Below are 13,236 nucleotides of genomic sequence, written 5' to 3'. Positions count from 1 at the left end.
GCGTCATTGTGCTATCGATGGCCTCAGATATCAATACCTGTGGAGCAATCCCCAAAAAATCTCAAAAAAACAAGGCTACTTGATCAGCCCCAGCACATCCTTGAACGCCGGGTGCTCGCACGTGCCCAGCCATTCAAACGCCACCATCTCGGTGGTCACGAGCTCGGCGCCCGCACCGGCCAGGCGGTCAAAGGCGGCGTCGCGGTTGCGCTCGGTGCGCGAGCCGCAGGCGTCGGTCACCACCCACACCTCGAATTCGTCGTCGATGAGGTCCAGCGCCGTCTGCAGCAGGCATACATGAGCTTCGCAGCCCGCGATCACGATGGTGCCGCGCTCGGGTGCCTGCTGGGCGGGTTTTTGCAGGTGTTTGGGCAGGCTGCGCGCGTTGCCGCCCTGGGGCTTGGCGGGCGGGCGCAGCCACTCACCCAGGCCTTCTTCTGCGGCGCTGAAATGCATCTTGGCCAGGGTTTTCTGGCACAGGGCACGCAGCGCGGCGTCGTTGGCGCCCAGGCGCGAAGGGTTTTGCTCGGTGCCCCACACGGGCACATCCAGCATGCGGGCGATCTCGGCCAGGCGGCGGGCGTTGGCCAGCACGGCGGGGCCTTCGAAGATGGCGGGCATCAGGCGTTCCTGGTAGTCAACCAGGACGAGTTGCGATTCGGTGGCGTCAAGCAGCATGGGTGTTGTGGGCCGCGCCTGGGCGGCGGGATTCATGGATTGGAGATGGGTGCATTGTCGCAGCCCCCGAGAGAAACTCAGGGCGGCTGCAGGCGCAGCAGCCGCCCCTGCGGGCTGTCGGTCAGCAGGTAGAGCAAACCGTCCGGCCCCTGGCGCACGTCCCGCAGGCGCTCGCCCCGGCCCTGCATCAGCACCTCTTCGCGCTGCAGCTTGCCGCCCGCAAACTCCAGCCGGTGCAGCGTGCCGAACTTGAGCGACCCCACAAACAGGCTGCCCTGCCACGCCGCGCCGTAGCGTGTGCTGGTGAGAAACGCCATGCCCGACGGCGCGATGGATGGCGCCCAGTAGTGCAGCGGCTGCTCCATCCCCGCCTTGGCCGTGCCCTCGCCGATATTGCCGCCGCCGTAGTTCTCGCCATAGGTAATGACCGGCCAACCATAGTTGCGGCCCGGCTGGGGGCGGTTGATCTCGTCGCCGCCCTGCGGGCCGTGCTCGTTCACCCACAACTGGCCGTCCGGCCCCAGGGCGGCGCCCTGGGGGTTGCGGTGGCCGTAGCTCCATATCTCGCGCAAGGCGCCGGGCTGCTTCACGAACGGGTTGTCGGCGGGCACGGCGCCGTCCGGCGTGATGCGGATGATTTTGCCCAGGTGGTTGTCCAGCGCCTGGGCATCCTCCTTGCGGAAAAAACGCTCGCCCAGCGCAAGAAACAGGTGCTGGCCATCCCGTGCCTGCGCGATACGGCAGCCAAAATGCAAGCGGCTGTCCACCTTGGGTCGCTGGCTGAAGATCACGCGCACATCCGTGAGGCTGAGCGCATCGTCCGACAGGGTGGCGCGCGCCAGCGCCGTGCTGTTGCCCCCCGCGCCTTTGGCCGCGGGTTCGGAAAAGCAGAAATAGATGCGGCGGTTCTGCGCAAAGTCGGCATCCGTCACCACGTCCAGCAGGCCACCCTGCCCGCCCGCCGCCACGGCGGGCACACCACTCAGCGCCGGGCCCAGCTCGCCCGTGGTGCCCACCACGCGCATGCGGCCGGGCCGCTCGGTGACCAAAAACCGGCCATCCGGCAAAAAGGCCAGGCCCCACGGGTGCACCAGCCCGGTCGCCACCGGTACCGGCGTCGGCACCACGGAAGCAAGGGGCGCAGCGCTCTGGGCTGCGCCGACGCAGCAGAAACCGAACGCTATTAAAAATATAGCTACTTGCGCTTTATGGACAAGCGCTATCTGCCGTTTTTGCATCCAACCCATGGCGCAAATCTCCTCAAGGCCCAGAACCATGCCACCGCCCTCGTATTCTGCGCGGTGGGCCCTGCAGCGGACAGCAAAAACCGATTTACTTGAATCAAATCAAAGGCTTGCAAAATCGATTACTTTCAATAAGCAAGTTTGCCGTGTTACCCTTCGCCCCCATGTCCAGATGGTTCTGCATTCTTCTCCTGGCCTGCGCCACCGCCGCGCAGGCTGCGCCTGCGGCGGCCAACCCTGACGATATGGACCGCCTCATCGCGGAAAAAGGCCTGCTGACGCGCCTTGAAAATGTGAGCCACCAAGTGGCCGACAAGGCCCACACGGTGGCAGGCCAGGCGTCCGATCTGGTGGTCAACGCCATGGGTTTTCTGGGCGTGCCCTACAAACGCGGCGGCAACAGCGCCGAAACCGGTTTTGACTGCAGCGGCTTTGTGCGCGCCATGTACGAGCAGACCGTGGGCCTGTTGCTGCCCCGCCGTGCCGACCAGCAAGCGGCGGCCACCCAGGTCATCGACAAAAAAGACCTGCAGCCCGGCGACCTGGTGTTCTTCAACACCATGCGCCGCAATTTCAGCCATGTCGGCATTTATGTGGGCGACGGCAAGTTCATCCACTCCCCCCGCAGCGGCTCCGAGATCCGGGTGGAAGACATGGGCCTGTCTTACTGGAAACGCCGCTTCAATGGCGCCCGCCGTGTCACCACCGACGACGACGCAGGCAGCACACAAGCCACCGCTGTGCAGCGATAGGCGCGGCGGTTCTTACCTAGCGTTTGATCTCGTACACCGTTTCGGTGCTGCGAATCGGCCCACCCACCACATTCACCGGCCCGGCAGACGGGTCTGACAGCATGATCTTGGCGGCGCGCATATCGGATTGGTAACGCGCGCGGGCCTCGGATTCGCAGCCCTTGCGCTCAGCCGCGGCCATGGCCCGGCATTCCTCCAGGCTCACCTTGAGCCCACCGCCCGCCTCGCGGATGGCGGATTGGTAGCGCTGCTGGGGCGTGGTGTCCGGCACGGCGCCCCGCACCAGCGAGGCCTCTTCATTGCCCGCCGCCATGGCGCCCAAGGGCAAGGCCAGCAGGCTGCCCAGGGCCAGCGCGGCCAAAAGTGGGGTGCAGGTACGGGTGGTTCGATGGAAAGTGGTCATGGCGTTTCCTTTCTTTCTTGCCTTGTGGGTGCCGCGCCGTGCCAACAAGGGGTACACAGGGCAGCGGGATGGCATGGGTCCACTGTAGGCCTGCACCAGGCCCCTGTTGCGCCAGCATGGGCCGCGCTACCATGTCGGACACCACCCACAGGCCCGCCGCCATGACCCACCCCACCGCGCTCCCCGACGGCAACAACAAGACCCCGCACGACAAGGACTACCTGCGGCGCCTGCTGGCCGAGCGCAACCAGGCGCCCGCCAACGCAGCCCGCATCGACGCCGCCATCGAACAGGCTTTTGTGCGCAACGTTGCCATCCTGGTGCTCGATATGTGCGGCTTCTCGCGCATCACCCAAAGCCACGGCATCATTCATTTTCTGGCCATGATCCACCAGATGGAGCAAGCGGCCCGCCCCGCCATCCGGGGCAATGGCGGCGAAGTCATCAAGCAGGAGGCCGACAACCTGTTTGCGGTGTTCGCCACGCCCGAGCAGGCCCTGGAGGCCGCGCAGGACACTTTGCGTGCCCTTGCGGCCATGAACACCGTGCTGCCCCCTGAGCGCATCCTGAACGTGAGCGCGGGCATTGGTTTTGGCCCCACGCTGGTCATTGCCCACCAGGATCTCTTCGGCCCCGAGATGAACTGCGCCTGCAAGCTGGGCGAAGACATCGCCAGCGCCAACGAAATTTTGCTGACCGCAGCGGCCTACGCCGCACTGCCCACGGGCCGTTACGTCTGCGAAAACGCGCACCACCAGATCTCGGGCATGGACCTGCCCGCCCACCGGTTCGGGCACTGTCTTTTCGAGCGGCCCTTGAATCCTCTCGGTGCGGGCACCATGTCACCCCCGTGATACAGACAAAGGGTATTGTCTGACAGGCGCCATGCCGCCTCGCCAGTACAGTCACGCTGTCATCAAAATCTCACTTGACGTGAAAAAGGGGAAAACACATGTTGTCATTGCTCGGAACATTGCTGGTTGGTCTGGTTGTGGGTTTCATCGCCCGTGCCGTCAAGCCTGGGGACGACAAACTGGGCTGGATCATGACCGCGCTGCTTGGCGTGGCGGGGTCCTTTTTGGCCAGCTACGTGGGCACCGCCATGGGCTGGTATGCCCAGGGCGCTGTAGCGGGCTGGATCGCATCGGTCGTGGGTGCCGTGGTGCTGCTGGTCATCTATGGCCTGGTCAAGGGCAAGTCGTCCTGATCGTGGCTTAAATAAAAACAAACCGCGCCGCGCTCAACACCTTATGCCAAACGCCTCGGACCTGGCCGCCGGTAACCCGGACCTTGCCGCCGCCGTGCAGCGCGCGCGCAAGCTGCTGCACCGGCGCGCCCTAGTGGCCGCTGCTGCCAGCATGGTGCCGGTGCCCGGCCTCGACTGGGCGGTGGATGCCGCCCTGCTCTCACGGCTGATTCCACAGGTCAGCGCAGAGTTTGGGTTGTCCGCCGCTCAAATCGACCAGTTGGACCCCAACAAGCGCGAACAGGTGCAAAAGGCCGTGAGCCTGGTCGGCTCGGTGCTGATCGGCAAGCTGATCACCCGAGAGCTGGTGATACGCGCCACACAAACCGTGGGCCTGCGTCTGACCACCAAACAGGCCGCCAAATACGTGCCGCTGGCGGGCCAGGCCGTGGCCGCCACCATTGGCTACGCCACGCTGCGCTACCTGGGCGAGCAGCACCTGCGCGACTGCGTGCGGGTGGTGCAAGAGGCCCAACTGCAGTTGCCAGCCCCTTCGGGCCCCTTGCGCAAAAAGTCCCTGGGGTAAGTAGCCGCCCCCACGGCACAGTTGCAACAATTGCACAATCGGCAGCCTATGCCCGCACCTGGCAAGGCCTTTGCCGACGAACCCGAACCGCACCGATCCGACCGTGCCGCGCTGATAGCGGCCTGGGTGCGCGCCCTGCGCAACCAGGCCGATGCCGCCACGCTCAAGGCCCTGGCACCGCTCACCGATGCCGAAGCCGCCCGCGCCATGGCCGTGCTGCGCGGCGACGCCCCCGATGCGGCGCACACCAGCGGCGGCACGGCCCAGCCGTCGGCACCCGGCATCGCCACCGGCCACTTCCGCCCCCGCATCACCCTCATGACGCTGGGCCGGGGCGATGGACTCTTGGGCATGGCGCCCCAGGGCAAGCTAGGGCCGCGTGGCGACAGCGTAACCCTGGCGCAGATCGACTGGACCTATCACACCGATGAGGGTGCCAGATGGGAAACCGCCGCCCCCACCTCCGTGCTCAACGCCCGCCCCGCCCCCGTGCAAGACCTGTACGACACCGGCGGCCCCGTGGTGCGCATGCAGCGCAACCTGGCGGCCGAGGCGGACGCCACAGACCGCGTGTGGGACCTGGGTCTGGTGCCCGTGGACCCCAAACACCTGCAGTGGCGCCACCGCGAGGCCGCCACCACGCTGGGCCCGGTGTGGACGCTGGCGCAGGAGGCGCAATTCGGCGACTTCTGGGCCGACCAGATCCCACCGCTGCGCGCCGAAGGCTGGAGCGTGGTGGTACACCCCGGCTTCGCGCACGAAAGTGTGCCCGTGCAGCGCTGGAAACTCGTCATCGCCCCCGACACCGGCGAGCTGCTGGCCAAGGAGGTGGATGGCCCGCTGGGCCCACGCGAGCGCCCCGTGCAAAAGCTGCACCTGCCCGAGCGCGAAGGCGCCTGGCTGCTGAGCCTAGGCATCGAGATCGACGGCGTCGTGCTGGATTTGGCCCCCATGCTGGCCGACCTGCTGCGCCGCGATGTGCGCTGGCTCAACGCCCGGCAGATGGCCTCCATCGACGACATCGCCGTCATCTCGCTGCGCGCACCGGGCGGGCGGCGCATCGACGCCCCCGCCGGACCGCTCAAGGCCATCGTGGGCGCCATGGTGGATTTGCTGACGGACCCCACCCGCAAACAGCGCCAGGACGGCGACCCGCTGCGCCTGGGCGCCTGGGAGGCGCGCCGCCTGGAGGCCCTGCGCGCTGGGCTGGTGCAGGCGCACCGCGTGGCCCCCCAAAACAACTGGCAACTGCAGGGCGACCTGGGCCTGGCCCAGTTAGCCCAGCGGCTGCGCCACATCGGCGCACCGCAGCCGGTGGCCGCGCCAGACGGCCTGCAGATCCAGTTGCGCCCCTACCAGCTCGAAGGCCTGGCCTGGCTGCAATACCTGCGCGCGCAGGGCCTGGGCGGCATCCTGGCCGACGACATGGGCCTGGGCAAAACCGCGCAGGCCCTGGCCCATGTGCTGGCCGAAAAAGAGGCAGGCCGCCTGACCCGCCCCGCGCTGGTGGTGCTGCCCACCTCGCTGGTCTTCAACTGGCAAGCCGAGGCCGCGCGCATGGCACCGGGCCTGCGCGTGCTCAGCCTGCATGGGCCCGACCGGGGCCAACGCTATCTGCAGATTGCCCAGCACGACCTGGTGCTCACCACCTACCCCCTGCTGTGGCGCGATGTGGATGCGCTGGCCGCAGAGCCGTTTCACCTGCTGATCCTGGACGAGGCCCAGATGGTGAAGAACGCGGGCAGCCGCAGCGCCCGCGCGCTGCGCCGCCTGCAGGCGCCCCACCTGCTGTGCCTGACCGGCACGCCGCTCGAAAACCACCTGGGCGAGCTGTGGGCGCAGTTCGACTTCCTCATGCCCGGCTTTCTGGGCGACGCGCGCAGCTTCAACGCCCGCTGGCGCAAGCCGATTGAGGACAACGGCGAAACCCTGCGCGCGCAGTTGCTCGCCCAGCGCGTGCGCCCCTTCATCCTGCGCCGCCGCAAACAAGACGTGGCCACCGAGCTACCGCCGCGCACCGAAGTCATCCAGCGCGTGCAATTGCAAGGCAAACAGCGCGAGCTGTACGAAGCCGTGCGCACCACCGCCGACAAGCAGGTGCGCCGCGTGCTGGAGCGCCAGAGCTTCGATGGCGCACAGATCACCATCCTCGACGCGCTGCTCAAGCTGCGCCAGGTGTGCTGCGACCCGCGCCTGGTCAAAGGCGCCAAGATCCACCCCGGCACCGAGCGCGCCAAGCTGGAGCTGCTGGCCGACATGCTGCCCGCCCTGGTCGACGAAGGCCGCCGCGTGCTGGTGTTCTCGCAGTTCACCGAAATGCTGATGCTCGCCGCCGAGCTGCTGGACACGATCGCCCTGCCCTACCTCACCCTCACCGGCCAAACGCCGCCGGGCCAGCGCGGCGCGGTGGTGCAGCAGTTCCAAGCCCAGGGTGCAGCGGCCCCCATCCTGCTCGTGAGCCTGAAGGCCGGTGGCACCGGCCTGAACCTCACCGCCGCCGACACCGTGATCCATCTCGACCCCTGGTGGAACCCCGCCGTGGAAGAACAGGCCACCGCCCGCGCCCACCGCATTGGGCAAAACCAGCCCGTGTTCGTCTACAAGCTGGTGGTGCAAGGCAGCATCGAAGAGCGCATGCTGGAGCTGCAGGCACGCAAGGCCGCGCTCGCGCACGGCGTGCTGGGCCATGACGCCGAAGGCACGGTGAAGTTCAGCGAAGCCGACCTGCACGCCCTGCTGGCGCCGCTGACCGAACCCGCCAACAACCCGCTGGGTATTCCGGGCGAAGACGCGCTGCGCTGGGGCGGCACGGGCAAACGGCGGCCCAGGCCGCTGCAGCCGCCTGAAGTCTGAGTGCCTTTGCATGACTCTCTACACACCTCAGATACCGTATCAACCGTTCGGGCTGAGCCCGAACGGATCCAGGGGCTCGAAGCCTGAGGCGTATCAAAAATCAGGTATTTTTGGGCTCTAGCGCTTATCCATCAAGCGCCAGATGCTATATTTATAATAGCAATAACCTTCATCTCAAGGAAGTTGAAAACAAGCGTAGACGATCTCGAACCCCGCTGCATGGGGCGCTCAACCACTACTTCTTGCCCGGCAGGCTTACGGGGCAGCAGCCCGCAACCCGCCCCACACCTTGCGCGCAACCATGGCCAGCACCAGCAGGCCAAAGCCGCCCGTTAACACCGCCACCCCCAGCGCAAGCGCCACAAGGCCTGGCCGCAGGCTGCGGTCGGCAATCGACTCGGTGGGGTGCCTCGGGTTCACCCACACCTGCACCGGCGTGCCCGTGTGCTGCGCGCCCTTCAACCGCCGACCCAGTTGCTCTTGAAAGCTGCCAATGTTGTCGGGCCGCTCGTGAATGGCTGCGCGCTGCCCGGTGTAGGTCACGCCACCCACCTCATAACGGTAGCGCACCGACACGCTGCGGGTGGTGCCGCCCTTGCTGCCGCGGTGGCTTTGCAGTGTGGCCGACTCCACCTGCGCCGACACCGGTTGCCAGCTTTGCATGCGCGCCCAGTCGTAGATGGCGGGGGCCACCATCAGCAACAGAATGCCCAGGCCTGCCGCCGCAAACGGAATGGCAACCAGTGCCAGCAGCCACACGCCGCCGGGTGTCTTCTTGTTCTCGGTGCCCCGGTGCTGCCTCACGGCAGGCGCTCGTAAGTTGCCTTGGAGGGAACGTCTGCGTTCGAGAAATACGGGTCCGGCTCCAGGCTCAGCACTTTGCCCTTCTGCGCAAAGGTGTAGGCGCTGCCCGTGTCGTGGCGCAGGCTGTTGGACACATACAGCCGCGCCTTGTCAGCGCGCCAGGTGCCGCGGGTCAGCACGTCGGTCAAGGCCGTTGGGATCGTGCTCTCGGAGGCCGCGGAGCCGCCGGATTTTTTGGGGTCCAGGGTGATGATCTTTGCGTCGGCCTGAATCACCAACACCTGACGGCTTGCGAAGTTCGGGGGCGGCGCGCCGTTGACGCTGGTCAGCTTCCAGCGGCCCACCAGGGGGTGCGAGGTCTGCGGGCCTGCTGCCCAGGCAACGGGCCCTGCGCCCACGGTGGCAGCGAACAAAGCCAGCAACAGGGCCTTGCGGGTGTGGTGGCGGCGGGTGTGCGGCATGAATCTCCTCCCGAACGATGGACTGTGTTTTGGTGGGCCTGGGCGTTGGCAGCAAGCCGCGTGCAGTCTAAAAGATAGAAAGAAGGCGCGATCATTCCCACACATCGTCAGTATGTATTTTGGGTATTTTTGGCCTCCAGCGCTTATTCATCAAGCGCAAATAGCTATTAAATTAATAGCAAACACCAAGCTCAGCACATCTCGGCGGCCTGGCGCAGAATTCAAAAGCAAGCTTCGGAGTGCGCACCGCGCCCCCCGTCCCTAGAGTGCATGGCATCGCATCCACCTTGTGAGCCATCCACCATGAACCTGAACACCTCCTTCACCTGCACTGCGGCCATGCCCATCCATGCCACGCCCTCCGCCAAAGCCGTACAGGCGGCAGCCACCCAGGCCGACCCGCGCTGGGCGGCGGTGCTGGAGCGCTCAGCGGCGGCGGACGGCAGCTTTTGGTATTCGGTGCAAACCACGGGCGTCTATTGCCGCCCCAGTTGCGCCGCGCGTACACCCCGGCCTGAAAACGTGCGGTTTCATGCCAGTTGCGCCGAGGCCGAAAGCGCGGGCTTTCGGCCCTGCCAACGTTGCAAGCCCCGGCAGCCTTCGGCGCTGGCGCACCATGCCACGCTGGTTACGCAGGCCTGCCGCATCATCGAAGCCGAAGAGGCCACCACGCTCGACGCACTGGCCGAGCGCGTGGGGCTGAGCAGCTCGCACCTGCACCGCATCTTCAAGCAGGCCACGGGCCTTACGCCCAAGGCCTATGCCGCCGCGCAACGCGAACGGCGCGTGCGCAGCGCACTGGAGCAATCGGGCGATTCAGTAACAGACGCCATTTACGGCGCGGGCTACCAGTCCAGCAGCCGCTTCTACGAAAAGTCCACCCAGGTGCTGGGCATGACCCCCAAACGCTACCGCGCAGGCGCCCCGGCGCAGCGCATCCGCTTTGCGGTGGGGCAATGTGTGCTGGGCGCGATCCTGGTGGCGCACAGCGGCCAGGGCTTGTGCGCCATCCTGCTGGGCGACGACCCCGAGGCCCTGGTCCACGACCTGCAGGACCGCTTTGCGCAAGCCCAACTCGTGGGTGGCGACGCCGACTTTGAAGCGCTCGTGGCCCAGGTGGTGGCCTTTGTCGAAGCGCCCGGCCTGGGCCTGGATCTGCCACTCGATGTGCAGGGCACCGCCTTCCAGCAGCGCGTGTGGCAGGCGCTGCGCGCCATACCAGCCGGGCAAACCGCCAGCTATGCCGATATTGCCCAGCGCATCGGCGCGCCCACCGCCACACGCGCCGTGGCCCAGGCCTGCGGGGCCAATGCGCTGGCCGTGGCCATCCCCTGCCACCGGGTGGTGCGCAGCGACGGCGCACTTTCAGGCTACCGCTGGGGCGTGGAGCGCAAACGTGCACTGCTGCAACGCGAAGCCAACGCCGCCGAACCAGCGCACACACTGGAGAAAGTGGCATGAGCGCCCCGCCCCAAGCCACGCCTGCGCCCTCGCGGCCCTGGCCCGACCGCATCGCCGCACTCGACTGGCCCCAGGCCACCGACGACCTGCACACCCAGGGCCACGCCGTGTTGCCGCAGTTGCTGAGCGCCGAAGAATGTGCGGCGCTCGCCGGACTCTACCGCCACGCAGGCCCGCCGCTGTTTCGCAGCCGCGTGGTGATGCAGCGTCACGGCTTTGGCCTGGGCGAGTACCAGTATTTCAGCTACCCGCTGCCGGATGTGGTGGCCAATCTGCGCGATGCGCTGTACCCATACCTGCAGCCCACTGCCAACCACTGGAATGCCGCCATGGGTATTGATGTGCGCTATCCACCGTGCCATGCCGACTTCATCGCCCGCTGCCACGCGGCGGGCCAGTTGCGCCCCACGCCACTGTTGTTGCAGTACGCACCGGGTGACTACAACTGTTTGCACCAGGATTTGTATGGCGAACATGTGTTCCCGCTGCAGGTGGCCATTTTGCTGTCAGAGCCCGGCCGCGACTTCACGGGTGGCGAGTTCGTGCTGACCGAGCAGCGCCCACGCATGCAGTCGCGCGCCGAAGTCGTGCCCCTGCGCCAAGGCGACGCCGTGGCGTTTGCCGTGCACCACCGCCCCGTGTTGGGCACACGCGGCACCTACCGCGTGAACCTGCGCCACGGCGTGAGCCGCGTGCGCTCGGGCCAGCGGCACACGGTGGGCATCATTTTTCATGATGCTGAATAGACGACGATGACCTTCGGCCTGTTTGACGACCTGCCCGCGACGCCCCAGGCCCCCGAATGGCTGGAGCCGGGTGCCGTGGTGCTGCGCGGCTTTGCCTTGCAACAAGCGGCCGGGCTGCTGCAGGCCGTGGATGCCATCACGGCCCAGGCGCCGTTCAGGCACCTCGTCACGCCCGGCGGGCAACGCATGTCGGTGGGCATGACCAACAGCGGCGCCCTGGGCTGGATCAGCGACCGCAGCGGCTACCGCTACGGCCCCATCGACCCAACCACCGGATCGCCATGGCCGCCCATGCCCGTGACGTTTCGCCAATTGGCCCGCAATGCAGCCGAGGCCGCGGGCTACCCCGGCTTTGCGCCCGACGCCTGCCTCATCAACCGCTACGCGCCAGGCACACGGCTGTCACTGCACCAAGACCGCGACGAAGGCAACTACGACCACCCCATCGTTTCTGTCTCCCTCGGAATCCCAGCGGTTTTTCTGTGGGGCGGCGCGCTGCGTGCCGACAAGGCCCGGCGCGTGGGCCTGTGGCATGGCGACGTGGTCGTGTGGGGCGGCCCGGCGCGGTTGCGGTTTCATGGGGTTATGCCGTTGGCCGAGGCCACGCATGCGATGACAGATGCGCTGCGCATCAACCTCACGTTTCGCAAGGCGGGCTGAACGCGCTGGCGCCCCTGCCCTCCCGTCTTTGCCAGAATGGTGCCATGACCTCCTCACCCCGCTACTGGCTCATGAAGTCCGAGCCCAACGAATGCTCCATCGACGATGCCCTGGCCGCACCTGATGCCACCGTGCCCTGGACCGGCGTGCGCAACTACCAGGCCCGCAACTTCATGCGCGACGAAATGCGGGTGGGCGACGGTGTGTTGTTCTACCACTCCAGCTGCCCCGAGCCCGGCATCGCAGGCATCGCCCGCGTGGCCTCAGCCACCCGGCCCGACCCCACCCAGTTCGACGCTAACTCGCCGTACCACGACCCCAAGTCCCCAACAGACAAGCCACGCTGGCTGCTGCTGGACGTGCAAGCCCTGCGCAAGACCCGGCTGGTGGGCCTGGCCGAGCTGCGCGAACACCCGGAGCTGGCGCAGATGCGGGTGCTGCAACGAGGGAACCGACTGTCGATCACGCCGGTGGAGGTGGGGGAGTGGGAGGTGATTGGGAGGCTGGTGGGGAAATAAGCGCTGATCTTGTTTTAATGGACGTTTTCGGCCAGGAGCAGTCGGTTGCGGCAAATGAAAGCGGACGCCCAACGCCCTAGTTAACCGGCGCCGGAGCACGAAGTGCGGAGGGTACTGCGGCAGGCCATGAAGATGCCGAAGGCATGGCCTGCCGTGGCGTCCGCGTTGAACGCCGAGTTGGGCTGTTGCGAGAAGGAGAGGGCATTGAAAACACGGTGATCGTGGATTACGTGAGGCGCCTACTCAAAGGCTTCACTCTTACGTAGCTTGCAACATTCGGCGATCGTGCGCTCCGCCGTCGCCTGTTCAATCCCTGCCATGCCGGAGCCCATGCGGAATACGACGCCGATTCCGGGCCCGGCAGTGTAGGCGGGAGCTATGCCAACAACCTGACTAATGCCAGTTAATTCAACGAAATACGTACCACCAGGTTTTGTATTGACCTCTATGAACGAGTCCCGTTGTCCTGAAAGGAGCGGCCAATTCGCTTTGAACGTGTGGGCCCCAGGTGGCACTTTGACTATAGTGAAGCTTCCCTGAGAAAGTGATGCTCCGCTTACCCCATCGATCTTAATCGTCGCGTTCCATATCGTGGGCTCTGCATACTTTCGGAAGATGTAGACGGTAGATAGATCGCTAGATGAAGAGGGGCTCCTGCTGACCGATGGTGTTCCCGGGCTTGCTGTTGATGCACATCCGGTGATGCTGGCCACCGCGACGGCCGCCGCGAAGGTAAGTATGGGTTGGAAGAACTTTTGCATGCTTGATGTGTGTAGTTGTGGGCCTAACGTTCGAATTAACGGGCGGGCCGTAGGCACGTCCCGTTGAATGATGGGATGGACTCCCCCGTTTGTTTGCGCGACAAACGCGCTCTGGTCTTCATT

General features: G+C 66.1%; 15 protein-coding genes. 9 read left to right on the top strand and 6 right to left on the bottom strand.

Annotation, left to right across the window (positions count from 1 at the left end; genetic code table 11):
• Positions 1–75 precede the first annotated feature (75 nt).
• The gene (locus Q0105_RS11610) at positions 76–678 is read right to left on the bottom strand and encodes an isochorismatase family protein (protein ID WP_298211887.1); all 603 of its coding nucleotides are present in this window, start codon (positions 676–678) and stop codon (positions 76–78) included.
• Positions 679–755: 77 nt separating this feature from the next.
• Positions 756–1,802 carry a PQQ-dependent sugar dehydrogenase gene (locus Q0105_RS11605; protein WP_298211883.1) on the bottom strand — a complete coding sequence of 349 codons (1,047 nt, stop codon included), beginning with the start codon at positions 1,800–1,802 and terminating at the stop codon, positions 756–758.
• A 284-nt stretch (positions 1,803–2,086) separates the two neighbouring features.
• Between Q0105_RS11605 and Q0105_RS11600 the strand changes: the two genes are divergently transcribed.
• Complete coding sequence (locus Q0105_RS11600; protein WP_298211881.1) at positions 2,087–2,674, top strand: C40 family peptidase; 588 nt, start codon at positions 2,087–2,089, stop codon at positions 2,672–2,674.
• A gap of 16 nt (positions 2,675–2,690) precedes the next feature.
• Here the strand turns inward: Q0105_RS11600 and Q0105_RS11595 are convergent, their stop codons facing one another.
• Positions 2,691–3,077, bottom strand: a complete 387-nt coding sequence (locus tag Q0105_RS11595) for a hypothetical protein (RefSeq protein ID WP_298211879.1) — start codon at positions 3,075–3,077, stop codon at positions 2,691–2,693.
• 161 nt (positions 3,078–3,238) lie between these two features.
• Here Q0105_RS11595 and Q0105_RS11590 point away from each other — a divergent pair, with 161 nt between their 5' ends.
• The 4 genes from Q0105_RS11590 to Q0105_RS11575 all read left to right on the top strand — a co-directional run bounded on the left by Q0105_RS11590 (position 3,239) and on the right by Q0105_RS11575 (position 7,702).
• The gene (locus tag Q0105_RS11590; protein ID WP_298211877.1) at positions 3,239–3,931 is read left to right on the top strand and encodes an adenylate/guanylate cyclase domain-containing protein; all 693 of its coding nucleotides are present in this window, start codon (positions 3,239–3,241) and stop codon (positions 3,929–3,931) included.
• A gap of 98 nt (positions 3,932–4,029) precedes the next feature.
• Positions 4,030–4,284, top strand: coding sequence for a GlsB/YeaQ/YmgE family stress response membrane protein (locus Q0105_RS11585; RefSeq protein WP_298211875.1), 255 nt, complete (start codon positions 4,030–4,032; stop codon positions 4,282–4,284).
• Positions 4,285–4,327: 43 nt separating this feature from the next.
• The gene (locus Q0105_RS11580; RefSeq protein ID WP_298211873.1) at positions 4,328–4,849 is read left to right on the top strand and encodes a hypothetical protein; all 522 of its coding nucleotides are present in this window, start codon (positions 4,328–4,330) and stop codon (positions 4,847–4,849) included.
• A 48-nt stretch (positions 4,850–4,897) separates the two neighbouring features.
• A complete protein-coding gene (locus Q0105_RS11575) occupies positions 4,898–7,702 on the top strand; it encodes a DEAD/DEAH box helicase (RefSeq protein ID WP_298211871.1) in 2,805 nt (934 codons plus the stop codon).
• Between the two features lie 255 nt (positions 7,703–7,957).
• On the opposite strand, the gene Q0105_RS11570 is transcribed toward Q0105_RS11575, so the two are convergent.
• A complete protein-coding gene (locus Q0105_RS11570; protein ID WP_298211869.1) occupies positions 7,958–8,506 on the bottom strand; it encodes a DUF3592 domain-containing protein in 549 nt (182 codons plus the stop codon).
• On the bottom strand, positions 8,503–8,967 hold the full coding sequence (locus Q0105_RS11565) for a hypothetical protein (RefSeq protein ID WP_298211867.1): 465 nt from the start codon (positions 8,965–8,967) through the stop codon (positions 8,503–8,505). Before Q0105_RS11565 ends, Q0105_RS11570 begins: the two co-directional genes overlap by 4 nt.
• A 339-nt stretch (positions 8,968–9,306) precedes the next feature.
• On the opposite strand from Q0105_RS11565, the gene ada reads away from it, so the two are divergent.
• Genes ada through Q0105_RS11545 form a run of 4 tightly spaced genes read left to right on the top strand, consistent with a single transcriptional unit; the run spans position 9,307 to position 12,352 of the window.
• Positions 9,307–10,428 (top strand): bifunctional DNA-binding transcriptional regulator/O6-methylguanine-DNA methyltransferase Ada, encoded by a 1,122-nt coding sequence (gene ada / locus Q0105_RS11560; RefSeq protein WP_298211885.1) that lies wholly within the window; start codon positions 9,307–9,309, stop codon positions 10,426–10,428.
• A complete protein-coding gene (locus tag Q0105_RS11555) occupies positions 10,425–11,174 on the top strand; it encodes a 2OG-Fe(II) oxygenase (RefSeq protein WP_298211865.1) in 750 nt (249 codons plus the stop codon). The genes ada and Q0105_RS11555 overlap by 4 nt, the downstream gene beginning before the upstream one ends.
• A 6-nt stretch (positions 11,175–11,180) precedes the next feature.
• Complete coding sequence (gene alkB, locus Q0105_RS11550; protein ID WP_298211863.1) at positions 11,181–11,834, top strand: DNA oxidative demethylase AlkB; 654 nt, start codon at positions 11,181–11,183, stop codon at positions 11,832–11,834.
• A 44-nt stretch (positions 11,835–11,878) separates the two neighbouring features.
• Complete coding sequence (locus tag Q0105_RS11545) at positions 11,879–12,352, top strand: EVE domain-containing protein (protein ID WP_298211861.1); 474 nt, start codon at positions 11,879–11,881, stop codon at positions 12,350–12,352.
• A gap of 239 nt (positions 12,353–12,591) precedes the next feature.
• On the opposite strand, the gene Q0105_RS11540 is transcribed toward Q0105_RS11545, so the two are convergent.
• A partial coding sequence (locus tag Q0105_RS11540) for a hypothetical protein (protein WP_298211859.1) occupies positions 12,592–13,236 on the bottom strand: 645 nt, incomplete at its 5' end.

Source organism: Acidovorax sp., assembly GCF_027492855.1.
GTDB lineage: Bacteria > Pseudomonadota > Gammaproteobacteria > Burkholderiales > Burkholderiaceae_C > Acidovorax.
Note: the sequence above shows the minus strand (reverse complement) of the source record. Positions and strands in the feature narration are given on the sequence as shown.

What these genes read in the sequence shown, in the direction of transcription:
- Q0105_RS11610 (WP_298211887.1), bottom strand. Translation starts at nt 678, where the DNA reads ATGCTGCTTGACGCCACCGAATCGCAACTCGTCCTGGTTGACTACCAG.
- Q0105_RS11600 (WP_298211881.1), top strand. Translation starts at nt 2,087, where the DNA reads ATGTCCAGATGGTTCTGCATTCTTCTCCTGGCCTGCGCCACCGCCGCG.
- Q0105_RS11595 (WP_298211879.1), bottom strand. Translation starts at nt 3,077, where the DNA reads ATGACCACTTTCCATCGAACCACCCGTACCTGCACCCCACTTTTGGCC.
- Q0105_RS11590 (WP_298211877.1), top strand. Translation starts at nt 3,239, where the DNA reads ATGACCCACCCCACCGCGCTCCCCGACGGCAACAACAAGACCCCGCAC.
- Q0105_RS11585 (WP_298211875.1), top strand. Translation starts at nt 4,030, where the DNA reads ATGTTGTCATTGCTCGGAACATTGCTGGTTGGTCTGGTTGTGGGTTTC.
- Q0105_RS11580 (WP_298211873.1), top strand. Translation starts at nt 4,328, where the DNA reads ATGCCAAACGCCTCGGACCTGGCCGCCGGTAACCCGGACCTTGCCGCC.
- Q0105_RS11575 (WP_298211871.1), top strand. Translation starts at nt 4,898, where the DNA reads ATGCCCGCACCTGGCAAGGCCTTTGCCGACGAACCCGAACCGCACCGA.
- Q0105_RS11565 (WP_298211867.1), bottom strand. Translation starts at nt 8,967, where the DNA reads ATGCCGCACACCCGCCGCCACCACACCCGCAAGGCCCTGTTGCTGGCT.
- ada (WP_298211885.1), top strand. Translation starts at nt 9,307, where the DNA reads ATGCCCATCCATGCCACGCCCTCCGCCAAAGCCGTACAGGCGGCAGCC.
- Q0105_RS11555 (WP_298211865.1), top strand. Translation starts at nt 10,425, where the DNA reads ATGAGCGCCCCGCCCCAAGCCACGCCTGCGCCCTCGCGGCCCTGGCCC.
- alkB (WP_298211863.1), top strand. Translation starts at nt 11,181, where the DNA reads ATGACCTTCGGCCTGTTTGACGACCTGCCCGCGACGCCCCAGGCCCCC.
- Q0105_RS11545 (WP_298211861.1), top strand. Translation starts at nt 11,879, where the DNA reads ATGACCTCCTCACCCCGCTACTGGCTCATGAAGTCCGAGCCCAACGAA.